A 21804-nucleotide genomic window follows, 5' to 3' on the forward strand; every position below is an offset into this window, starting at 1 on the left:
GATTTGATATTTCGCTGGGAGCAATTGAGAGGCAAGATGAAATCGATAGCGGTTTTCAACAACAAGGGTGGCGTAGGGAAAACCACCCTTCTTTGCAATCTTGCAGCCTTTCTGGCTCTCGAAAAAGGCAAGAAGGTCCTTGTCATCGACGCCGATCCCCAATGTAACGCCACACAACTAACCTTCACTGATGATGAAACTGAGGAACTTTACGAGAAGAACGACGCCTTCACGATCTACAGCATCATTCACCCTCTCTCTCTCGGGAAGGGCTACAATCGACAGGTAAGCACAAAAGAGCGCGCCGATTTCGGCTTCGACATTTTGATTGGCGATCCCCGGCTTTCGCTAAAGGAGGACTTGTTAGCGAGAGACTGGAGCAGCGGATTAGGAGGCGAAGGTCGAGGAATTAGGACCGGTTATCTGTTTTCAGAACTACTAACACGATGCACTCAATATGATTACGTCTTCTTTGATGTCGGCCCCTCGTTAGGATCAATCAATAGATCCGTTCTTCTTGCTTGCGACTATTTTGTAAGCCCGATGACCATAGACATATTCAGTCTCAAGGCGGTCGAAAATATTCGAATTTCGATTGAGACGTGGAAAAAGCAACTCGCAACGGCCTTAGACAATCTTCAAGATAAAGATGCCCTGCCTGATGGGATCGCTCAAGAGATGCGAATTAGATTCGCGGGCTATGTTACTCAGCAATACAAGGCTAGGACTGATGGGCAAGGAGGGCTCGTTGCGGTCAAAGCTTATGAGCGAATCATGAAGAAGGTGGGGCCAGTCATAAAGACGAACTTCGTCGACAAGCTTCAGCCAGACTACAACAAACTAAAATATCAACTCGGCACGATTCCGAATCTGTTCAGCCTAATTCCAATGGCGCAGTTTGCTCGGCGGCCAATCTTTGCTCTTCGCTCAAGCGACGGCGTGAGGGGCGCACACTTTTCTAAAGTAAAAGAGTCCTACGATCTCTTCGAAGGCATTGCCGAACGCTTTGAGACGAATTTGCAGAGCTTAGGATGATCCAGTGGCCCGATCAGTTAGTTACTGACATCGCACGACGTAGAGCCGTGCTGATGATCGGTTCAGGAATATCGAGACATTCCGTCGGACAAAATGGTTCTCGCCCACCAACTTGGCACGGATTTTTGGAAGCAGCTCTGGATCAATGCGAGCCCAAGCCCCCACACATAAAGAAGGCCATTCAACGGGGACAATACCTTGACGCCTGCGAATGGTTGAAAAAGCATATTGACGACGGATGGGTGCCTTTTCTTCGTCAATCTTTCGTTGAGCCAAAATTTCAGACTGCTGAAATTCATAAACTGCTTTACCAACTTGACTGTCGAATAGTCTTAACTCCGAATTTCGACCTCATTTATGACGGGTACGCCGTCTCAGAGTCTCAACAAACTATCTTGGTAAAGAACTACGACGATGCAGATATCATCGACGGAATCCGCCGAAACGATCGGCTCGTATTGAAAGCGCACGGCTCAATCCATGAACCAGCTAAAATGATTTTTACGCGGAGCGACTATGCGCTGGCGCGAACAAAATATGCCGGCTTCTATTCTCTCTTAGATGCGCTAGTTAATACCAATACTGTGCTGATTGTCGGCGCTGGATTGGACGATCCGGATTTCCAATTACTTTTCGAAGATAGCGCGGCAGAATTTTCATCTGGACTACCGCATTATATGACTTCAGGAGACAATTTTCATGCCGATATGATCGCCACGATAAGACAGACGCGGAATATAAAAACTCTCGCATACTCACCCAAGAAGAATCATGCAGAGTTGGTCGCCTCTTTGACGGAATTGGTTAAACTTGTCGGCGACAAGCGTGTGTTACTAACGCGAACGATGGACTGGTGATATATTGCTTGCCGCAGCTCAGAGATAAACCTCCCCCTCATCGCTCGCCAGCAGCCCCTTCACCGCCCGCGCCCAGCCCGCCAGCTTGCGCTCGCGCGTCGCAGCAGACATCGCCGGCTTGAAGCGATGTTCCAGCCGCCAGTTGTCGGCGAATTTTGCCGGTTCGGGATAGACGCCGGCGGCGAGGCCGGCGAGATAGGCGGCGCCTAACGCGGTGGTTTCCTGGATCATCGGGCGGTCGACCGGCGCGTCCAAGAGATCGGCGAGGCGCTGCATGGTCCAGTCCGAGGCGGTCATGCCGCCGTCGACGCGGAGCACGACATGGGCGGCCTTGGCATCCGGCCAGTCGGCGCGCATCGCGGCCCACAGGTCGAAGGTCTGGTAGCAGACGCTTTCGAGCGCGGCATGGGCGAGTTCGGCGGGGCCGGTGTTGCGGGTGAGACCGAACAGCGCGCCGCGCACCCGCGGATTCCAGTAGGGGGCGCCGAGGCCGACGAAGGCCGGCACCAGGTAGACCGACTGCATCGAATCGGACTTGTCGGCGAGCGGGCCGGTCTCGCTGGCCTGCTTGATGATGCCGAGCCCGTCGCGCAGCCACTGCACCGCGGAGCCGGCGACGAAGATCGAGCCTTCGAGCGCGTAGGTGCGCTGGCCGTTCAATTGATAGGCGATGGTGGTGAGCAGCTTGTTCTTCGAGGCGACCGGCGTGGCGCCGGTGTTGAGCAGCGCGAAGCAGCCGGTGCCGTAGGTCGACTTCATCATGCCCGGCGCAAAGCAGGCCTGGCCGATGGTGGCGGCCTGCTGGTCGCCGGCGATGCCGGAGATCGCGATCGCGCCGCCGAACAATTCGGGCACGCTGTCACCGAAATGGTGCGAGGAATCCTTCACCTCCGGGAGCATCGAGCGCGGCACCCGCAAGAGCTTCAGGAGATCATCGTCCCACTGCCCGGTGTGGATGTTGAACAGCAGCGTGCGCGAGGCGTTGGTGGCGTCGGTCGCGTGCGCCTTGCCGCCGGTCAGCCGCCACAAGAGGTAACAATCGACGGTGCCGAACAGGAGCTCGCCGCGCATCGCGCGTTCGCGGGCGCCGGGGACGTGGTCGAGGATCCAGGCGACCTTGGTGCCGGAGAAATAGGGATCGACGATCAGGCCGGTTTTGCCTGCTATCGCCGGCTCATGGCCTTCGGCCTTCAATTTGGCGCAGATGTCGGCGGTGCGGCGGTCCTGCCAGACGATGGCGCGGTGGATCGCCTGTCCGGTGGCGCGGTCCCACACCACGGTCGTTTCGCGCTGGTTGGTGATCCCTATGGCGGCGATATCCTTCGCGGTGACGCCGGCTTTCTTCAGCGCCTCGCGGCAGGTCGCAATGGTCGAGGTCCAGATGTCCTCCGGCTCGTGCTCGACCCAGCCCGAGGCCGGAAAATGCTGCGGGAATTCAGCTTGCGCCGTGGCGGCAATCGAGATGTCGCTGCGAAACACGATGGCGCGCGAGGATGTGGTGCCCTGATCGATGGCCAGCACAAAGGACATGACGTTGCTTCCCGGGATGCTTGTTGGGTGGTGCTTGAGGCAAGGCAAGCGGATTGGGGATGGTTCGTCAATATCCAGTGTCGTCCCTGCGAACGCAGGGACCCATAACCACAACCGCGAATTTTGCCAACAATGTCCGCCGCCTCATCTCAATCGAGGGCTCAACGCGGTATGGGTCCCTGCGTTCGCAGGGACGACGCGTTGAGAATCCGTGTGCGCCCCTTCTTCCTTCTCCCACAAGAGCAGGGGGAAGAAAGAGAGCTACACCGATGCCGTCGTCACGCCACCATCCACCACGATGGTCTGGCCGGTCATGAAGCTCGAGGCGTCGGAGCCGAGATAGGCGACGGCGCCGGCGATTTCGTCGGGCTCGCCGATCCGGCGCAAGGGTGTGGTGGCGCAGCGGCGCTTCAGGCGTTCTTCGTCTTCCCACAACGCCTTGGCGAAATCGGTTTTGATCAGGCCCGGCGCGACGCAATTGACGCGCACGCCCTTCGGGCCCCATTCGCCGGCGAGGCTGCGGCATAATGCAAAATCCGCCGCCTTGGAAATCCCGTAGGCGCCGATCACGGTCGAGCCGCGCAATCCGCCGATCGAGGAGACGATCACCACCGAGCCGTTGCCCCGTGCCGCCATCTGCGGGATTGCCAACGCGCAGAGCCAGATGTTGCTCTTGACGTTGGAGTTCATGATCTTGTCGAAAGCCTCGTCCTTGATGTCGAGCAGCGGGCCGTAATAGGGATTGACCGCGGCGTTGCAGACCAGGATGTCGATCTTGCCGTAATGCCTGGTGGTGCCCGCGATCAGCGCCTCGACTTCCTCGCGGCGCGAGATGTTGCAGGGAATGACGTGGGCGTCGCCGCCCGCCTTGCGAATGCCCGCGGCCACTTCCTCGCAGGCGTCGGCCTTGCGGCTCGAAATCACCACCTTGGCGCCGAGCTTCGCCAGCAATTCGGCCGATGAGCGGCCGATGCCACGGCTGGAGCCGGTGACGACGGCGACCTTGCCGGTGAGATCGAACGGGGTGCTTTTCATTGCTTGTCGCTCCTAGCTCGTCATTCCGGGACACGCGCGAACGCGCGTGGACCCGGAATCCAGAAGTCGTGGCGCGAGATTCCGGGTTCGCCGCTATGCGGCGCCCCGGAATGACAGCTCCAATCCTACACCAACCCGCCGCCGTCGCTGACGCGACGCAAATGGTATTCGGTGTCGCCGAAGGTGTTCTCGATCATGGTCAGCCGCTTGAAGTAGTGGCCGATCTTCGCCTCCTGCGTCATGCCGATGCCGCCATGGAGCTGGATCGACTGCTGGCCGACGAATTTCGCCGACTTGCCGATCTGTACCTTGGCCGCCGCAATGGCGGTGGCGCGCTCCCTGGCGTTGTCGAAATCGGCCGCCATGGTCGCGAACATCGACATGCTGCGGGCCTGCTCGACGGCGACGAACATGTCGGCGGCGCGATGCTGCAGGGTCTGGAAGCTGCCGATCGCCACGCCGAACTGTTTTCGGGTCTTGAGATATTCGACGGTGGTCTTCAGCGATTCATCCATCGCGCCGACCGCTTCCGCGCACAGCGCGGTGCGGGCCTCGTCGACCACGCGCTCGATCAAGGCGAGCCCGTTCTCGGGATCGCCGATCGCCGCATCGGCGCCGACCTCGACGCCGGTGAAGGCGATGTCGGCCGCGTGCAGGCCGTCCTGGGTCGGATAGCCCTTTTTGGCGATGCCCTTGGCGTTGGCCGGCACCAGGAACACGCCGATTCCGGTCTTGTCGCGCTGGCCGCCTTTGGTGCGCGCGGTCACCACGAAGCTGTCGGCGTTCTCGCCGTTGATCACGACGAACTTCTCGCCGTCGATCACCCAGCCGTCGCCCTTCTTCTTCGCCGTGGCGGCGACGTCGGAAAGGTCATAGCGCGAATTCTTCTCGAGCTGCGCAAAGGCAAAAGTCTTGCTGCCGTCGATGATGCCGGGGATATGCGCGGCCTTCTGCGCCGCCGAGCCGCCATGGCGCAGGAAGCCGCCTGCGATCACCACGGTCGGCAGATAGGGCTCCAGCACCATCGCCTTGCCGAGCGCCTCCATCACGATCATGGTCTCGACCGCGCCGGCGCCGAAGCCGCCGTCGGCTTCCGGGAACGGCAGGCCGAGCAGGCCCTGTTCGGCGAGCTTGCTCCAGACGGCCTTGCTCCAGCCGCCCTTCTCCGCCCGGTATTTCTTGCGCGCGTCGAAGTCGTAGGAGTCGTTCAACAGCCCGTCGACGCTTTCCTTGAGAAGCCGCTGCTCCTCGGACAGATCAAAATCCATGTTCTCTACTTTCCTTGATACTTAGAAGCGAGTCATTCCGGGGCACGCGTCTTCGCGTGAACCCGGAATCTCCGGGTGCCACAATCTCGAGATTCCGGGTTCGCGCTCACGCGCGCCCCGGAATGACGGTCACAACCCCAGCACGGCCTTGGTGATGATGTTGCGCTGGATCTCGTTGGAGCCGCCGTAGATCGAGACCTTGCGGTTGTTGAAGTAGCTCGGGGCGATCTGCGCGGTCCAGTCCATCGCCTCGTTGCTGCCGTCCTCGCCGTGCTCGTCGTAGGGTGCGGCGAACGGGCCGATCACTTCCATCAGGAGTTCGGTGGTGGTCTGCTGGATTTCCGAACCCTTGATCTTCAGCACCGAGGACGCCGGATTGGGCTTGCCCTTGCCGTGCTTGCCTTCGTCGGCGACCACGCGCAGCTGGGTGAGCTCGAGCGCCTTGAGTTCGATCTCGCAGGCGGCAAGCTTCTCGCGGAAGCCCTGGTCCTGGATGATCGGCTTGCCGCCGGATTCAACCTTGGAGGCGAGTTCCTTGATGCGGCGCAGCCGCTCCTTGGAGACGCCGACCCGGGCGATGCCGGTGCGCTCGTTGCCGAGCAGGAACTTGGCGTAATCCCAGCCCTTGTTCTCCTCGCCGATCAGGTTCTCGACCGGCACCTCGACGTCGTCGAAGAACACCTCGTTGACCTCGTGGCCGCCGTCGATGGTCTCGATCGGGCGCACCGTGACGCCCTTCGACTTCATGCTGAACACGATGAAGGAGATGCCCATCTGCTTCTTCGCATTGGTGTCGGTGCGGCACAGGCAGAAGATCATGTCGGCGTGCTGCGCCAGCGTGGTCCAGGTCTTCTGGCCGTTGATGATGTACTTGTCGCCCTTGCGCTCGGCCTTGGTCTTGAGCGAGGCGAGGTCCGATCCCGAGCCGGGCTCCGAGAAGCCCTGGCACCACCAGTCGTCGACATTGGCGATGCGCGGCAGGTACTGCTTCTTCTGCTTCTCGTTGCCGAAGGTGTAGATCACCGGGCCGACCATGCTGACGCCGAAGGCGAGCGGCGCCGGCGCCGGGTGCATCTGCAGTTCCTCGTTGAAGATGTAGTGCTGCACCGAGCTCCAGCCGGTGCCGCCATATTCCTTCGGCCAGTGCGAGACGCCCCAGCCCTTCTTGTTCAGGATGCGCCACCAGGCGACCATCTCGTCCTTGGAGAGATGACGGCCCTCGACCAGTTTCCGCCGCGTCTCCGTCGGCACGTTGTCCCTGAAGAACGCCCGCACTTCCTCACGAAACGCTGCTTCTTCCTTGCTGAAAGCGAGATCCATCGGATCCTCCTGTGTGCGAATGAACTACATTCGTTAGTTAGTTACGCGTTGTGTTTAACGACTTCCGGATACGAGTTGCGGTTGCTTTCCCGGCGCCGGCTGCCGGTTGCGCAATTCATGGCGCGACAGCTTGCCGACCGGGGTGCGCGGCAGTTCGTCGACGAATTCCAGCGCGGCGGGAATTTCGTGCTTGCCGAGCTTGCCGGCGAGCAGCGCCTTGAGTTCGTCCAGCGTGAACGGCGCAGCACCGTCGCGCAGCTTGATGAAGGCCTTGGCCGCCTCGCCGCGATAATCGTCGGGAATGCCGATCACGATCACTTCATGCACCGCGGGGTGAGTGTAGATCGCCTGCTCGATCATCTGCGGATAGACGTTGAAGCCGCCGGAGATGATCATGTCCTTCTTGCGGTCGACCAGATAGAAATAGCCATCCGGATCCATGTAGCCGATGTCGCCGGTGAGGAAGCGGTCGCCGACGAAGGCCTCGGCGGTTTCCTTTGGCTTGTTCCAGTAACCCTTGGTCACGTTCGGCCCGCGGATGCGGATTTCGCCGACTTCGCCCGGCTGCAGAATTTTCTTGGGATCGTCGAGCGCGACCACGTCCATTTCGATGCCGGGCAGCATCAGCCCGATCGAGCCCGGCTTGTCCGGGCCTTCCTTGGGATGGCCGGTGCCGGGCGAGCAGGTCTCGGTCATGCCCCAGCCGCTCTTCAGCTTCATGCCGACCTTGCGCTCGAATATCCTGGCGACTTCGACCGGCAGCGGCGCGCCGCCCGAGCCGCAGCTCACCAGCGACGACAGATCGCGCTTGTCGAGATCCGGAAGCGCGGCGATCGCGATCCACATCGTCGGCACGCCGGGGAAGGCAGTGGCGCGCTTGACCTCGATGTCGCGCATCACGGCCTCGACGTCGAAGCGCTGATGCAGCGAGATCAGATTGCCGCGCCGGAGCGAGGACAGCAGCACCACCGTCAGCGCAAAGATATGAAACAGCGGCAGCACGCAGATCACGCGCTCGATGGCGTTGCGCTCGGCGCGCGCCGTCTTGCCCCAGACGTCGTAGACCGAAACCGCCGAGGTCAGGTTGCCGTGGCTGAGCATGGCGCCCTTGGGCAGCCCGGTGGTGCCGCCGGTATATTGCAGCAGTGCAACGTCATCGACCGCGATCTGCGGCCACTGCGCCGGCCTGGTCGCGCCGTCGACGAACTGACGGTAGGTGACGATGGCGGGATTGGCGGGCAGCGGCGTCTGCGGCGTGCCGGCCTTGCCCCAGTCGTCGTCCTCGCAGACGATCAGGCGGTCGAGCAGACCCTTGTCGAGGAATTTCAGCGCGGTCGGCAACAGCGCCTGAAGATTGCTGGTGACCAGCACCCGCGCGCCGGAATCGCTGAGCTTGTGCGACAGCGCGATCTCGCCGTCGAGGGGGCTGAGATGCACGATGCGGGCGCCGGCCTTCAGCGCGCCGAAGAAGTTGACGGGGTGATCGGGCGTGTTGCCGAGGAACAGCGCGACCGAATTGTCCCGGCCGTAGCCGGCGCGCAGGAACGCCGCGGCCGCGACCTCGACCTTGGCTTCGAGCTCGGTGTAGCTGATCGGACGGTCGCGGAATTCGATTGCCGGCCGCGCGCCGTATTCCGCCGCCGCGTGCGACAGCAGGTCAGGCAGCGTCCCGCGCGCGATCGGATCGTCCCAGTGGACGCCTTGCGGATAGAACTGTTCGCCGGGGTGGGTCATGAGTTTTCCGCGTCGTCCCTGCGAACGCAGGGACCCATAACCCCGAATCTCGACATTGAAGAAAGGTCTCTACCCCCGCGCCAAAACGCGAGTTCCCAGCGCCGCGATGAGCGCCCTTGGCGCTCACGCTGGGGTCCCTGCCTTCGCAGGGACGACGGGTTGAGGCGCGGAGCAGAGCACATCCGGTTCATCCCATCACGCCGCTTTCGCCGTCTGCGTCAGCGACGCGAAGGTCTGGCCTTCGGCGGCGAGGCGCTTGAGCAGCGGTGACGGCTCCAGCGAGGGATCGTTGGTCTCCCTGGCGTAATAGGCGAGGCGCTCGGCGATGTGCTTGAGGCCGACCTGGTCGGCATAGAACATCGGGCCGCCGCGGTAGATCGGCCAGCCATAACCATAGAGCCAGATCACGTCGATATCGCTCGGACGCGCCGCGACCTTCTCTTCCAGGATCCGCGCGCCCTCGTTGATCATCGGATACATCATGCGCTCGAGGATCTCCTCGTCCGAGACCACCCGCTTCTTGCGCCCCAGCCGCTGCAGCGTCTCGTCGATCAGCTTCTCGACTTCAGGATCGGGCAGCGGCGCGCGCGAGCCGCCTTCATACCTGTAATAGCCCTTGCCGGTCTTCTGGCCGAAGCGGCCGGCTTCGCACAGCGCGTCGGCGATTTCCGACTTGATGCCGCGGTCCTTGCGCGAGCGCCAGCCGATATCGAGGCCGGCGAGATCGCCCATCGCGAACGGTCCCATCGGCATGCCGAACTTGGTCACCACGGCGTCGACCTGCTGCGGCAGCGCGCCTTCGAACAACAGCTTCTCCGCCTGCTTGCCGCGCTGCGCCAGCATCCGGTTGCCGACGAAGCCGTCGCAGACGCCGACCACTGCCGGCACTTTTGCAATTCTGCGCGCGACGGCGACTGCGGTGGTCAGCGCGTCCGGCGCGGTCTTGGCTGCGCGCACGATCTCGCACAGCTTCATCACATTGGCCGGCGAGAAGAAGTGCATGCCCAAAACGTCCTGCGGACGCTTGGTTTCCTTCGCGATCTCGTCGATGTTGAGATAGGAGGTGTTGGAAGCCAGCACCGCGCCGGGCTTGGCGTATTTATCGAGCGCGGCGAACACTTCCTTCTTGATCGCCATGGTCTCGAATACCGCCTCGATGATCAGGTCAGCGTCCTTGACGTTCTCGAGTCCGACCTTGCCGTCGATCAGACCCATGCGCTTGGCCGGCGCGTCGGCAGGGATGCCGCCGCGGGCCGCGGTGGCCTCGTAGTTCTTCTGCATCACGCCCATGCCGCGCTTGAGCTGCTCTTCGCCGGTCTCGATCAGAGTCACCGGTATACCGGCATTGGCAAACGACATCGCGATGCCGCCGCCCATGGTGCCGGCGCCGATGATGGCGACGCGCTCGACATTGCGCGGCTTGGTGCCCTCGGGCACGCCGGCGATCTTGGCGGCTTCACGCTCGGAGAAGAAGGCGTAGCGCTGCGCCTTCGACTGATCGCTGGTCAAGAGCTTCAGGAAGCCCTCGCGCTCCTTCTTCAGCCCTTCGTCGAACGGCAGGTCGATCGCGGCGCCGACCGCATCCGCGGCGGCGAACGGGGCTTCCAGCCCGCGCGCCTTCTTGGTCAGGGCGGCGACCGCGTTGGTGAAGATCGAGCGGTCGGCCTTGGCGGCGGCGAGCTTGGAGTCGTCGTCGCGCAGCTTGCGCAGCGGGCGCTTCTCGGCCAGCACCTTGCGGGCAAAGGCCTCGCCGCCCGACGCCGGGCCTTCGACGATTTCCTCGATCAGGCCGTTCTTCAGCGCGTCGGCCGCGCCGATCGGATCGCCGCCGACGATCATCTTGACCGCGAGTTCGGGGCCGACCGCACGCGGCAGGCGCTGGGTGCCGCCGGCGCCCGGCAGCAGGCCGAGCTTGACTTCGGGCAGGCCGAGCCGTGCGTCCTTGGTCGCGACCCGGAAATGACAGGCCAATGCTACTTCGAGGCCGCCGCCGAGCGCGGTGCCGTGAATCGCGGCGATGATCGGCTTCGGCGAGTTCTCCATCGCGACCAGCACTTCGGCGAGGCCGGGCGGCTTCGGCGGCTTGCCGAATTCGGTGATGTCGGCGCCGGCGATGAAGGTGCGGCCGCCGCAGGTCAGCACGATCGCCTTTACTTCGGGATCGGCGATCGCCGCTTTCATGCAATCGAAAATACCGCCGCGCACGGCGGCGCTCAGCGCGTTGACGGGAGGACTGTTAACCGTGACGATGGCAATAACATCATGACGCTCGAGCTTGACCACTTCGTTCACGAGACTCTCCCTGGATACCTGTTCTTGGATGGCTTCTTAACTTGCGTCGAGAAGCTACGGCACTTGTTAACTTGCGTTCAGTAGCTACGGCACTTGCGTTGAGTGGCTACATTTTTGCTTATTTCGCACTGCGAAATTCAATTCCACACCTTGACACGGAGGGTTATTTTGAAGCACGTCCGTTGTCAACGAGGTCCGTTCAGCAGCAGGCAATGAAACGTCCAGCCAAGAAAGTGGCGACCGATCGCAGTTTCGTCGTCGCGCTTTCCCGCGGCCTTGATGTTTTGCGCGCATTCCATCCCAACGACGGGCTTCTTGGCAATCAAGAGATCGCGGCCCGTACGAACTTGCCGAAGCCAACCGTTTCGCGGCTGACCTATACTTTGACCAAGCTCGGCTACCTTACACCGGTTCCGCGGTTCGAGAAGTATCAGCTGGCGCCTTCAGCCATGGCGCTGGGGTATGCCGCCCTTGCAAACCTCGGGGTCCGGCATTTGTCCGAACCCTTCCGCGAGGAACTCATGCGCGAGACCGGTGGCGCGGTCGCCGTCGGCGGCCGCGACCGCACCAGCATGATCTACTTCGGCCAGAGCCGCGGTCAAACGCTGGGCGTGCAACTGGACGTCGGCTCGCGAGTCCCGATTGCCACCACCGCGATGGGACGCGCCTATATCTGGGCGCTGCCGGACGATGAGCGCGGCGCGCTGCTGCGCGAACTGCGCGAGCACTACGGCAGCCGCTGGCCGCGGATGCGCGACGGCATCGAACGCGCCGGCGAAACGGTGGAAAAATTCGGTTTCGCGATCTCGGCCGGTGAGTGGCATGACGACATCCACGCGGTCGGCGTAGGGCTGAAGCTCAACGACGGAACCGGTCCGTACGCCTTCAATTGCGGCGCGCCCGCATTCCGTTTCACGGAAGATCGGCTGCGCAACGATATTGGACCTCGCCTCGTGGCGATGGTAAGGAACATCGAAGCGGCCTTGGGTGGCGCGGCGCCGCAATCAAAAAAAGATGACAAGAAATTGAAAGCAGGAGGGAAAGTTGCACGTGTGGCTGAGGGGATCAGGTAGCCTTCATCGTTGCGACCGGCGAAACAATTCGCATGGCCGCTTCCGCCCAACGATCGACGCGGGCGGAGCAAGATGATGCAGGCACAGCTCGCGCAGGGACAGAGTCCCCTGCTTGCGGTTCGCGACGTCAGCGTCGTGTTCGGCGGCATCGTCGCGTTGAATGGCGTGTCGTTCGACATGCGCAAGGGCCAGATACTCGGCCTGATCGGGCCGAACGGCGCCGGCAAGACGACGCTCTTCAACTGCCTCTCCAGGCTTTACCAGCCGAGCTCCGGTGACATCCTGATGGAAGGCGAGAGCATCCTGACGCGCCCGCCGCACCGGATCGCCGAAATCGGCATCGGCCGCACCTTCCAGAACGTGGCGCTGTTCCCCAATCTTTCGGTGCTCGACAATGTCAGGGTCGGCACCCATTCACGCACCAACAGCGACATCATCTCGGACTCGCTCCAACTGGGCTGGGTCCGCCGCGGCGAGGCCGAGATCAACCGGCGCGTCCACGAAATCGTCAGCTATCTCGAGCTCGACGCCGTCGCGCACACCGTGGTGTCCGGGCTGCCGTTCGGCACCCAGAAGCGCGTCGAACTGGCGCGCGCACTGGCTGCGGAACCGAAGATCCTGCTGCTCGACGAGCCCGCCGGCGGCCTCAACCACGAGGAAGTCCACGTACTCGGCGACCTGATCCGCCGGATTCGCGACGATCGCCACATGACCGTGCTGCTGGTGGAACATCACATGGGTCTGGTGATGTCGATCGCCGACCACGTGGTCGCGCTGAACTTCGGCCGCAAGCTCGCCGAAGGCACGCCGGCCCAGGTGCAATCCGACCCGGATGTCATCAAAGCCTATCTGGGGAGCAAGGACCAATGACCGCGATGCTTAACGTCAAGGATCTCAGGGCCTATTACGGCCAGGTCCAGGCGCTTCACGGCCTCTCCTTCTCGCTCAACGAAGGCAGCCTGACCACGCTGCTCGGCGCCAACGGCGCCGGCAAGACCACCACCTTGCGGGCGATCTGCAGCATGGTGCGTTCGACCGGCGGGATCGAGTTCGACGGTGCGCCGCTCACCGGCCGCTCCACCGAAAACATCGTCCGCCTCGGCATCGCCCATGTGCCGCAGGGCCGCGGCACCTTCACCACCATGACGGTGGAGGAAAACCTGCAACTCGGCGCGATCACGCGCAAGGACAGGGCCGGCGTCGTCTCCGACATCGAGCGCATGTACGATCACTTTCCGGTCCTGAAGGAGCGGCACACCCAGCAGGCCGGCACGCTTTCGGGCGGCGAACAGCAGATGCTGGCGGTCGCCCGCGCGCTGATGCTGCGCCCGCGGCTGATGCTGCTGGACGAACCGTCGTTCGGCCTCGCGCCGCTGATCGTGCGCGATCTGTTCAAGATCCTCGGCAAGATCAACCGCGAGGACAAGGTCACCATTCTGGTGGTGGAGCAGAATGCACAGCTTGCACTCGAGCTCGCCGACAAGGCCTACGTCATCGAAACCGGACGCATCGTGATGTCGGGAAGCGCCGCCGAAATCGCGAGCAACGAAGACGTCCGTAAATCCTATCTCGGTTATTGAGGAGCGCAGCCATGGAACTTTTTATCAACCAAGTCCTGGCTGGCATCGCCACAGGTGCGATCTATGCCTGCATGGCGCTCGCCGTCGTCATGATCTACCAGGCGATCGATCATCTCAATTTCGCCCAGGGCGAAATGGCGATGTTCTCGACGTTCATCTCCTGGCAACTGATGCAATGGGGCGTGCCCTACTGGTGGGCCTTCCTGCTCACGCTGGCATTTTCGTTCGCCGGCGGCATCCTGATCGAGCGGTTGCTGTTCAAGCCGCTTGCCAAGGCGCCTCTCCTGACCAATGTCGCCGGTTTCATCGCATTGTTCGCGATCGTCAACAGCGTCGCCGGGCTGACCTGGGACTTCACGATCAAGCAGTATCCGACGCCGTTCGGATCGTCGCCTTTTCTCGGCAGTCAGCTCATCTCGACCCATCAGGCCGGCATGATCGGCGTCACGATAGGACTGTTGATCCTGCTCTATATTTTCTTTCAGTTCACGCGGATCGGCCTTGCCATGCGCGCGGCCGCGTCGTTGCCGGAATCGGCACGGCTGGTCGGCATCAACACCAGCTGGATGATCGCGCTTGGCTGGGGCATGGCGACCGCGATCGGCGCGATCGCCGGCATGCTGATCGCGCCGGTGGTGTTCCTGGAACCGAACATGATGGGCGGTGTGTTGATCTACGGGTTTGCCGCCGCCGTCCTCGGCGGCCTGACCAGTCCTCTCGGTGCGGTGGTTGGCGGCTTCCTGGTCGGCGTGTTCGAGAATCTCGCCGGGACCTATATCCCCGGCGTCGGCAATGAACTGAAATTGCCGATCGCACTGGCGCTTATCATCACCGTGTTGGTTCTCAAACCGGCGGGCCTGTTTGGCCGTCCCATCGTGAAGCGAGTTTGATCATGAGCGCAATTGAGGAAGTCGCAAACGAAGCACCGGCGGTCGAGGCCGTTCCAAAGAGAGCCATGACGCTGGGCTACGGCACCTCGCTCGTGGTGCTGGGATTGCTGGTCATCGCGCCGGTGTTCATGAAGAATTTCATCGTCTTCCAGCTGACGATGGTGCTGATCTACGCGCTGGCGGTGCTGGCGCTGAACATCCTGACCGGCGGCAGTGGCCAGTTTTCGCTGGGCCAGAGCGCCTTCTACGCGGTCGGCGCCTACACTTCGGCCATTCTGATGGAACATGTGGGCATGAATTATGCCCTGACGCTGCCCATTGCCGGCATTATCTGCTTTGGCTTCGGGTTCCTGTTCGGTCAGCCGGCGCTGCGCTTGAGCGGCGTCTATCTGGCGCTGGCGACCTTCGCGCTGGCAGTGGCAATGCCGCAATTGTTGAAGCTCGGTGTCTTCGAACACTGGACCGGCGGCGTCCAGGGCCTGGTGGTGACCAAGCCGGATGCGCCGTTCGGCCTGCCGATCTCGCAGGACAAGTGGCTGTATTATTTCACGCTCGTGGTCTCGATCGCGATCTACATCTTCTCGATCAACCTCCTGAAGTCGCGTTCCGGCCGCGCCTTCATGGCTATCCGCGACAACGAGATCGCGGCTTCCGCGATGGGCATCGATGTCGCGCTGTACAAGACGCTGGCATTCGGCGTCAGCGCCGGCATCACCGGCGTTGCCGGCGGCCTTGGAGCCATCGCCGTGCAGTTCGTCGCGCCCGACGGCTATACCATCACGTTGGCGATCTCGCTGTTTCTCGGCATGGTCGTCGGCGGCGTGGGATGGCTGCCCGGCTCGATCGTCGGTTCGGCCTTCATCATCTTCGTGCCGAACATCGCGGAGGGAATTTCGAAGGGCCTGTCCGGCGCGGTGTTCGGCGTGCTGCTGTTCCTCGTGATCTTCCTGGTGCCGCACGGCGCGCGGCAGGTCGCCATCGTCGCCCAGCAACTGATCGGCAAACTCAAGAAGGGTTAACGAACGTATTCCACCTAGCGGAATACGCGTCGAATCTGTTCCCAATAAAAAAGCCCCCTGCGACCCCCGTTGCAGGGGGCTTTTTCTTGATGGGCACCCACAGAAGGTATTGAATGCAGGCAGGCGCCGAAAAGTGCGTCCAATAAAAACAATGACACAGTCACATCAGGACCCAGGGAGATCAAAATGCCTGCTATCCAACTGCGATTGGGGGCCTTTTCGGCTGCCCTCGCGATGCTTGCCGTAACCAGCAGCGGCGCACTCGCACAGAAGAAATACGACACCGGCGCCACCGATACCGAGATCAAGATCGGCAACATCATGCCCTACAGCGGTCCTGCTTCCGCCTATGGCGTGATCGGCAAGACCGAAGAGGCCTATTTCAAGAAGATCAACGCCGAGGGTGGCATCAACGGTCGCAAGATCAACTTTGTCAGCTATGACGACGCCTACAGCCCGCCGAAAACGGTCGAACAGGCGCGCAAGCTGGTCGAGAGCGACGAAGTACTGCTCGTTTTCAATCCGCTGGGCACGCCGCCGAACTCGGCGATCCAGAAATACCTGAACTCGAAGAAGGTGCCGCAGCTGTTCGTCGCCACCGGCGCCACCAAGTGGAACGACCCGAAAGACTTCCCCTGGACCATGGGCTGGCAGCCCAACTACCAGAGCGAGTCCCGAATCTACGCCAAATACATTCTCAAGGAAAAACCGAACGCCAAGATCGCCATCCTCTATCAGAACGACGATTACGGCAAAGACTACGTCAAAGGCCTCAAGGATGGTCTCGGCGCCAAGGCAGCCACCATGATCGTTGCCGAGGAAAGCTATGAAACCTCGCAGCCGACCATTGATTCCAACATCGTCAAGCTGAAGTCGACCAACGCCGACATCTTCTTCAACGTCACCACGCCGAAATTCGCGGCGCAGGCGATCAAGAAGATGCACGAAATCGAATGGAAGCCGCTGCACTTTCTCAACAACGTGTCCGCCTCGATCGGCGCCGTGATGAAGCCGGCCGGCTTTGAAGCCAGCCAGGGCATCATCTCGTCCGCCTATCTGAAGGATACGTCCGATCCGCAGTGGAAGGACGATGCCGGCATGAAGGCCTTCGACGAGTTCCTCGCCAAGTACTTCCCTGAAGGCAACAGGATCGATGGCGCGGTGATGTACGGCTACACGGTCGCACAAGGCCTCGTGCACGTGCTGAAGGCCTCCGGCGACAATCTCACCCGCGAGAACATCATGAAGCAGGCGGCCAACATCAAGGGGCTTGAGTTGGGCAGCATGCTGCCGGGCATCAAGGTCAATACCAGTCCCACCGACTTCGCCCCGATCTCCCAGCTTCAGCTGATGCGGTTCAAGGGCGACAAATGGGATCTGTTCGGAGAGGTCATCAGCGGCGACGTCGGCGGCTGACGCTCCGGCGGGATTAACCGACTGCCAAGGAAAGAGCCCCTGCGCCCCCCCGGCGCAGGGGCTTTTCCTTGATGGCCGCCGCCAAATGGTATTCAATCCGGCCGTGCCAAGAAGAACATAACGCACCCAACATCAAGAAAAGGGAGACCCTGAATGCTTACTACCCCCAAAAAACTTGCGATCGCCTCGGCCGCGTTCGTTGCGCTTGCCGCAACCAGCAGCGCCGCGCTCGCCCAGAAGAAATACGACACCGGCGCCACCGACACCGAGATCAAGATCGGCAACATCATGCCCTACAGCGGACCGGCCTCCGCCTACGGGGTGATCGGCAAGACTGCAGAGGCCTACTTCAAGAAGATCAATGCCGAGGGTGGCATCAACGGCCGCAAGATCAATTTCATCAGCTATGACGACGCCTACAGCCCGCCGAAGACCGTCGAGCAGGCGCGCAAGCTGGTCGAGAGCGATGAGGTGCTGTTGGTCTTCAATCCGCTGGGCACGCCGTCGAATACGGCGATCCAGAAATACCTGAACTCGAAGAAGGTGCCGCAGCTGTTCGTCGCTACCGGCGCCACCAAGTGGAACGATCCGAAGGGCTTCCCCTGGACCATGGGCTGGCAGCCCAACTACCAGAACGAAACCCAGATTTACGCCAAGTACATCCTCAAGGAACTGCCGAACGCCAAGATCGCCGTGCTCTATCAGAACGACGATTACGGCAAGGACTACCTGAAGGGATTGAAGGACGGACTCGGCGCCAAGGCGACTTCGATGATCGTCATGGAAGAAAGCTACGAGGTCTCGGAGCCGACCATCGACTCCCATATCGTCAAGCTCAAATCCACCGGCGCCGACGTCTTCGTGAACATCACCACGCCGAAATTCGCCGCGCAGGCGATCAAGAAGAACGCGGAAATCGGCTGGAAGCCGCTTCATTTCCTCAACAACGTCTCCGCCTCGATCGGCAGCGTGATGAAGCCGGCCGGCTTTGAAGCGGGCCAGGGCATCATCTCGTCGGCCTACCTGAAGGATACGTCCGATCCGCAGTGGAAGAACGATGCCGGCATGAAGGCCTTCGACGAGTTCCTCACCAAGTACTTCCCCGAAGGCAACCGGATCGATGGCTCGGTGATGTACGGCTACACGGTCGCGCAAGGCCTCGCGCACGTGCTGAAAGCTTCCGGCGACAATCTCACCCGCGAGAACGTCATGAAGCAGGCGGCCAGCATCAAGGATCTGGAGCTCGGCGGCCTGTTGCCCGGCATCAAGGTCAACACCAGCGCCACCGACTTTGCTCCGATCTCGCAGGTGCAGCTGATCAAGTTCAAGGGCGAGACCTGGGAGAGGTTCGGCGAAATCCTGGGCGCCGACGCCACCAACTGACGCACTAACCTGCGCCGCCCTTCAGGGCTCTCAAACCCCCGCAGCGCGCTGCGGGGGTTTTCTTTTGTGCAAAACGGATGGATAACCGGACCACAGGTTTCAGCTCGCATCCCCGTGACACGATGACCGACAGACGCCCTCTCCTGCGCGCGATCTATGATGCCGCCGTCGCCGCCGCGCATCCCGACGTGGTGCTGGCTCGGCATCTGCGCCCGGCGCCGAAGGGCCGCGTGATCTGTCTGGCCGCCGGCAAGGGCGCGGCTGCGATGGCTGCGGCGGCGGAGCGGCACTATCTCGACGAACTGGGGCTCGAGCCGTCGCGCCTCACCGGCATCGCCACCACCCGCCACGGCCATGCCGTGCCGACGCGGCGGATTCGGGTGGTCGAAGCCGGCCATCCCGTCCCCGACGAGGCCGGCCTCAAGGGCGCCGAGGACAGCCTCCGGCTGGCCGCGAGCGCGGGTGTCGACGATCTCTTGCTGGTGTTGTTGTCGGGTGGCGGTTCCGCCAACTGGATCGCGCCGGCCGAGGGCGTATCGTTCATGCAGAAACAGCAGCTGAACCGGGCGCTGCTGCGCTCGGGCGCGCCGATCGGTGAGGTCAACACCGTTCGCAAACACCTGTCGCGGATCAAGGGCGGGCGGCTGGCACGCGCCGGGAAGCTGGCCGAAATCGTGACGCTGGCGATATCGGACGTTCCGCACGACGATCCGAGCGCCATCGCGTCCGGACCGACGGTGCCGGATCCGACCACGCTTGCGGATGCGCGCGCGCTGGTCGCGAAATACGGCCTTCAGGTCGACGACGCGATCCGGATCGCGCTCGACGACCCCCGGAACGAGAGCTGCAAGCCGGGCGATGCCGCGTTTGCGCGCGCACGTTTTGAGTTGATCGCGCAGCCGAAGGCGTCGCTGGACGCCGCGATCCGGCTGGCCAGGGACGCTGGCTACGAGATCATCGGACTCGGCGCCGACCTCGAAGGCGAGGCCCGCAACGTCGCCGTCGATCACGCCAGGCTGGCGCTGCAGGCCCGCGCGGCGAACAGGCGCGTGGCGATCCTGTCGGGCGGCGAACTCACCGTGACCGTGCGCGGCAATGGCCGCGGCGGCCCCAACCAGGAATATGCGCTGGCGCTGGCCGGCCTGCTCAAGGACACGCCCGGCATTTCGGCGCTGGCGGCGGATACCGACGGCGCCGACGGCGGCGCCGGCAGCGCCGCCGATCCCGCGGGCGCAATGATCGATTCCGCCACGTTCGCGAAGATGAAGTCGCTCGGGCTCGATCCCAAGGCGTACCTCGACAACAACGACGCGTCAGCGTTCTTCAGCGCAACCGGCGATCTCCTGCTGACTGGCCCGACGCTGACCAATGTCAACGATATGCGGGTGATCCTGGTGGACTAGCAGACCCCGGTGGTGAGGAGCACGCCTGCGCGCGTCTCAAACCATGACGCTCCCTCGAGACGCGGCCAAGAGGCCGCTCCTCCAGCGACGAGCGCAATTGCGCTCGCGCGGGGATGAGGACCTCACGAGCCGCGAGTCACTCCATCCGCACCCCACCGCCCTCATCCTGAGGAGCCGCGCATCTTCGCGCGGCGTCTCGAAGGATGGCTGCATGCACCGCCTCAAAACTCTCTTGCGAGCTTGCTCAGCATATCCAGCAGCGCGGCGCGGTTGGCGGAGCCCAGCACCTCGTTGAGACGCGCTTCGTGCTTGGTCGCGACCAGCTTCTTGGCGCGCGCCAGCACCGCCCGGCCCTTGTCGGTCAGCATCAGGATGTGGGAGCGGCGGTCGTTGGTCGAGCGGACCCGCGTGCACAGGTCGCGGCTCTCGAGGCTGTCGAGCATCGCCACGAAATTCGGCCGCAGGATGCCGAGCGTATTGGCGATCTCGGTCTGGTTGCGGCCGGGATTCCTGTCGAGCAGCAACAGCACCGAGAACTGCGCCGGCGTCAGCTGCAGCGGCGCCACGCAGCGCAGGAAATCCTCGAAGACCCTCAACTGCGCGCGCTTGAGCGAATAGCCCAGGAGTTCCGACAATTCGCCGAGCTGCAGCGCGATGTCCGGCGCCGAGGCCTCCGCCGGTTCCTTGCGGGCGGCGCGGGACGACTTGACGGCATCGGCTGCGGCGGTCTTGGAAACAGTCATCGCTCGAGGCTCGCAATCCCGCTAGGCTGAAAGGTACCCGGCTGAGGCCTACCGGGCCTTGAAGTTATATTTGATAATTGTTATGCACTATATCGAATATCGGTAGGGCTTTTCAACTGCTGTTATTCGACGGTCAGCGTCCGCTCAAGGCTGCGACCGGTCCGACGCTTGAGGGGGAGCGCCCGGCCTTGAATACAACCATCATGCTGTTCCTGGTGCAGGACGGCATTACCAACGGCGCAATCTATGCGCTGCTCGGACTTGCGCTGGTGCTGGTGTTCGCCGTCACCCGCGTGATCCTGATTCCGCAAGGCGAGTTCGTCACCTATGGCGCGCTGACCTATGCCACGCTGTCGGCGGGCCACGTGCCCGGCACCGCGCGGCTGGCGGTGGCGATGGGCATGGTGGCGTTCGGCCTCGACCTGTTCGCCGGCCGCAAATTGCTGCATCTGCGCCTGGTGGCGCGCGCCTTCGCGGTCAATATCCTGCTGCCGGTGGCGATCCTCGCTTTGACCTCCTGGCTCGCCGGCCGGAACTCGATCGCCATCAATATCGCACTGTCGCTGCTGATCGTCGCGGCGATCGGCCTGTTTCTCTACCGCATCGCGTTTCAGCCGATCGCGCACACCTCGGTGCTGGTGCTGCTGATCGTTTCCGTCGGCTGCCATCTCGCGCTGCAGGGCCTCGGCCTGGTGTTCTTCGGCGCCGAAGGCCAGCGCGGTCCGGCGATCCTGGATGCGGCCTTCACGATAGGCCCGCTGCGCTTCACCGGCCAGAGCATCGCGGTCTACACCATCACCATCGCCTTCATCGTCGGCCTGTGGCTGTTCTTCGGCTTCACGCTGATGGGCAAGGCGTTGCGCGCCACCGCCGTCAACCGGCTCGGCGCGCGCCTGGTCGGCATCCGGACTACGCTGTCGGGACAGATCGCATTCCTGCTGGCCTCGGTGATCGGGGCGATTTCGGGCATCCTGATCGTGCCGATCACGACGCTGTATTACGACACCGGGTTCCTGATCGGCCTGAAGGGCTTCATCGCCGCGATCATCGGCGGCCTCGTCAGCTATCCCCTGACCGCGGCCGCGGCGCTGATAGTCGGCACCGTCGAGGCGTTCTCCTCGTTCTATGCCAGCAATTTCAAGGAGGTCATCGTCTTCACGCTGATCCTTCCGGTCCTCGTGCTGCGGTCGCTCGCCGCACCCGAGGTCGAGGAAGAGAAGGATTGA

At 62.4% G+C, this 21804-nt stretch carries 18 protein-coding genes; 11 read left to right on the forward strand and 7 right to left on the reverse strand.

The window, feature by feature from the left end; all coding sequences use genetic code 11:
• The first annotated feature begins 36 nt into the window (after window positions 1-36).
• The gene (locus tag KMZ68_RS23640; protein ID WP_215613522.1) at window positions 37-1035 is read left to right on the forward strand and encodes a ParA family protein; all 999 of its coding nucleotides are present in this window, start codon (window positions 37-39) and stop codon (window positions 1033-1035) included.
• A complete protein-coding gene (locus KMZ68_RS23645; RefSeq protein ID WP_215613523.1) occupies window positions 1032-1892 on the forward strand; it encodes an SIR2 family NAD-dependent protein deacylase in 861 nt (286 codons plus the stop codon). Before KMZ68_RS23640 ends, KMZ68_RS23645 begins: the two co-directional genes overlap by 4 nt.
• Window positions 1893-1910: 18 nt before the next feature.
• Here the strand turns inward: KMZ68_RS23645 and glpK are convergent, their stop codons facing one another.
• The 6 genes from glpK to KMZ68_RS23675 form a co-directional block, all read right to left on the reverse strand.
• The gene (gene glpK, locus KMZ68_RS23650; protein WP_215613524.1) at window positions 1911-3422 is read right to left on the reverse strand and encodes a glycerol kinase GlpK; all 1512 of its coding nucleotides are present in this window, start codon (window positions 3420-3422) and stop codon (window positions 1911-1913) included.
• Between the two features lie 261 nt (window positions 3423-3683).
• Window positions 3684-4457: an SDR family NAD(P)-dependent oxidoreductase gene (locus KMZ68_RS23655; protein WP_215613525.1), complete on the reverse strand. Its 774-nt coding sequence runs from the start codon at window positions 4455-4457 to the stop codon at window positions 3684-3686.
• Between the two features lie 125 nt (window positions 4458-4582).
• Complete coding sequence (gene pimD, locus KMZ68_RS23660) at window positions 4583-5725, reverse strand: pimeloyl-CoA dehydrogenase small subunit (protein ID WP_215613526.1); 1143 nt, start codon at window positions 5723-5725, stop codon at window positions 4583-4585.
• A gap of 129 nt (window positions 5726-5854) precedes the next feature.
• Window positions 5855-7045 (reverse strand): pimeloyl-CoA dehydrogenase large subunit, encoded by a 1191-nt coding sequence (gene pimC / locus KMZ68_RS23665; protein WP_215613527.1) that lies wholly within the window; start codon window positions 7043-7045, stop codon window positions 5855-5857.
• Between the two features lie 54 nt (window positions 7046-7099).
• Complete coding sequence (gene pimA, locus KMZ68_RS23670; RefSeq protein ID WP_215613528.1) at window positions 7100-8779, reverse strand: dicarboxylate--CoA ligase PimA; 1680 nt, start codon at window positions 8777-8779, stop codon at window positions 7100-7102.
• Between the two features lie 195 nt (window positions 8780-8974).
• Window positions 8975-11071, reverse strand: a complete 2097-nt coding sequence (locus KMZ68_RS23675; RefSeq protein ID WP_215613529.1) for a 3-hydroxyacyl-CoA dehydrogenase NAD-binding domain-containing protein — start codon at window positions 11069-11071, stop codon at window positions 8975-8977.
• Window positions 11072-11283: 212 nt separating this feature from the next.
• Here KMZ68_RS23675 and KMZ68_RS23680 point away from each other — a divergent pair, with 212 nt between their 5' ends.
• The 8 genes from KMZ68_RS23680 to KMZ68_RS23715 all read left to right on the forward strand — a co-directional run bounded on the left by KMZ68_RS23680 (window position 11284) and on the right by KMZ68_RS23715 (window position 19835).
• Window positions 11284-12144 (forward strand): IclR family transcriptional regulator, encoded by an 861-nt coding sequence (locus KMZ68_RS23680; protein ID WP_215613530.1) that lies wholly within the window; start codon window positions 11284-11286, stop codon window positions 12142-12144.
• A 72-nt stretch (window positions 12145-12216) separates the two neighbouring features.
• Entirely contained in the window at window positions 12217-13014 is a 798-nt protein-coding gene (locus tag KMZ68_RS23685) for an ABC transporter ATP-binding protein (protein ID WP_215613531.1), read from the forward strand.
• Window positions 13011-13724, forward strand: coding sequence for an ABC transporter ATP-binding protein (locus KMZ68_RS23690; protein ID WP_215613532.1), 714 nt, complete (start codon window positions 13011-13013; stop codon window positions 13722-13724). The genes KMZ68_RS23685 and KMZ68_RS23690 overlap by 4 nt, the downstream gene beginning before the upstream one ends.
• Before the next feature lie 11 nt (window positions 13725-13735).
• The gene (locus KMZ68_RS23695) at window positions 13736-14614 is read left to right on the forward strand and encodes a branched-chain amino acid ABC transporter permease (RefSeq protein ID WP_215613533.1); all 879 of its coding nucleotides are present in this window, start codon (window positions 13736-13738) and stop codon (window positions 14612-14614) included.
• 2 nt (window positions 14615-14616) lie between these two features.
• The gene (locus KMZ68_RS23700; RefSeq protein WP_215613534.1) at window positions 14617-15633 is read left to right on the forward strand and encodes a branched-chain amino acid ABC transporter permease; all 1017 of its coding nucleotides are present in this window, start codon (window positions 14617-14619) and stop codon (window positions 15631-15633) included.
• 186 nt (window positions 15634-15819) lie between these two features.
• Window positions 15820-17049, forward strand: a complete 1230-nt coding sequence (locus KMZ68_RS23705) for an ABC transporter substrate-binding protein (protein WP_215613535.1) — start codon at window positions 15820-15822, stop codon at window positions 17047-17049.
• Between the two features lie 153 nt (window positions 17050-17202).
• A complete protein-coding gene (locus KMZ68_RS23710) occupies window positions 17203-18432 on the forward strand; it encodes an ABC transporter substrate-binding protein (RefSeq protein ID WP_215613536.1) in 1230 nt (409 codons plus the stop codon).
• Between the two features lie 122 nt (window positions 18433-18554).
• Window positions 18555-19835 (forward strand): glycerate kinase type-2 family protein, encoded by a 1281-nt coding sequence (locus KMZ68_RS23715; protein WP_215613537.1) that lies wholly within the window; start codon window positions 18555-18557, stop codon window positions 19833-19835.
• 221 nt (window positions 19836-20056) lie between these two features.
• Here the strand turns inward: KMZ68_RS23715 and KMZ68_RS23720 are convergent, their stop codons facing one another.
• A complete protein-coding gene (locus KMZ68_RS23720) occupies window positions 20057-20578 on the reverse strand; it encodes a MarR family winged helix-turn-helix transcriptional regulator (RefSeq protein ID WP_215613538.1) in 522 nt (173 codons plus the stop codon).
• 188 nt (window positions 20579-20766) lie between these two features.
• Between KMZ68_RS23720 and KMZ68_RS23725 the strand changes: the two genes are divergently transcribed.
• Window positions 20767-21804: a branched-chain amino acid ABC transporter permease gene (locus KMZ68_RS23725; protein ID WP_215613539.1), complete on the forward strand. Its 1038-nt coding sequence runs from the start codon at window positions 20767-20769 to the stop codon at window positions 21802-21804.

The organism is Bradyrhizobium sediminis, assembly GCF_018736105.1.
Classification (GTDB): Bacteria; Pseudomonadota; Alphaproteobacteria; order Rhizobiales; family Xanthobacteraceae; genus Bradyrhizobium.

What these genes read in the sequence shown, in the direction of transcription:
- KMZ68_RS23640 (WP_215613522.1), top strand. Translation starts at nt 37, where the DNA reads ATGAAATCGATAGCGGTTTTCAACAACAAGGGTGGCGTAGGGAAAACC.
- KMZ68_RS23645 (WP_215613523.1), top strand. Translation starts at nt 1,032, where the DNA reads ATGATCCAGTGGCCCGATCAGTTAGTTACTGACATCGCACGACGTAGA.
- glpK (WP_215613524.1), bottom strand. Translation starts at nt 3,422, where the DNA reads ATGTCCTTTGTGCTGGCCATCGATCAGGGCACCACATCCTCGCGCGCC.
- KMZ68_RS23655 (WP_215613525.1), bottom strand. Translation starts at nt 4,457, where the DNA reads ATGAAAAGCACCCCGTTCGATCTCACCGGCAAGGTCGCCGTCGTCACC.
- pimD (WP_215613526.1), bottom strand. Translation starts at nt 5,725, where the DNA reads ATGGATTTTGATCTGTCCGAGGAGCAGCGGCTTCTCAAGGAAAGCGTC.
- pimC (WP_215613527.1), bottom strand. Translation starts at nt 7,045, where the DNA reads ATGGATCTCGCTTTCAGCAAGGAAGAAGCAGCGTTTCGTGAGGAAGTG.
- pimA (WP_215613528.1), bottom strand. Translation starts at nt 8,779, where the DNA reads ATGACCCACCCCGGCGAACAGTTCTATCCGCAAGGCGTCCACTGGGAC.
- KMZ68_RS23680 (WP_215613530.1), top strand. Translation starts at nt 11,284, where the DNA reads ATGAAACGTCCAGCCAAGAAAGTGGCGACCGATCGCAGTTTCGTCGTC.
- KMZ68_RS23685 (WP_215613531.1), top strand. Translation starts at nt 12,217, where the DNA reads ATGATGCAGGCACAGCTCGCGCAGGGACAGAGTCCCCTGCTTGCGGTT.
- KMZ68_RS23690 (WP_215613532.1), top strand. Translation starts at nt 13,011, where the DNA reads ATGACCGCGATGCTTAACGTCAAGGATCTCAGGGCCTATTACGGCCAG.
- KMZ68_RS23695 (WP_215613533.1), top strand. Translation starts at nt 13,736, where the DNA reads ATGGAACTTTTTATCAACCAAGTCCTGGCTGGCATCGCCACAGGTGCG.
- KMZ68_RS23700 (WP_215613534.1), top strand. Translation starts at nt 14,617, where the DNA reads ATGAGCGCAATTGAGGAAGTCGCAAACGAAGCACCGGCGGTCGAGGCC.
- KMZ68_RS23705 (WP_215613535.1), top strand. Translation starts at nt 15,820, where the DNA reads ATGCCTGCTATCCAACTGCGATTGGGGGCCTTTTCGGCTGCCCTCGCG.
- KMZ68_RS23710 (WP_215613536.1), top strand. Translation starts at nt 17,203, where the DNA reads ATGCTTACTACCCCCAAAAAACTTGCGATCGCCTCGGCCGCGTTCGTT.
- KMZ68_RS23715 (WP_215613537.1), top strand. Translation starts at nt 18,555, where the DNA reads ATGACCGACAGACGCCCTCTCCTGCGCGCGATCTATGATGCCGCCGTC.
- KMZ68_RS23720 (WP_215613538.1), bottom strand. Translation starts at nt 20,578, where the DNA reads ATGACTGTTTCCAAGACCGCCGCAGCCGATGCCGTCAAGTCGTCCCGC.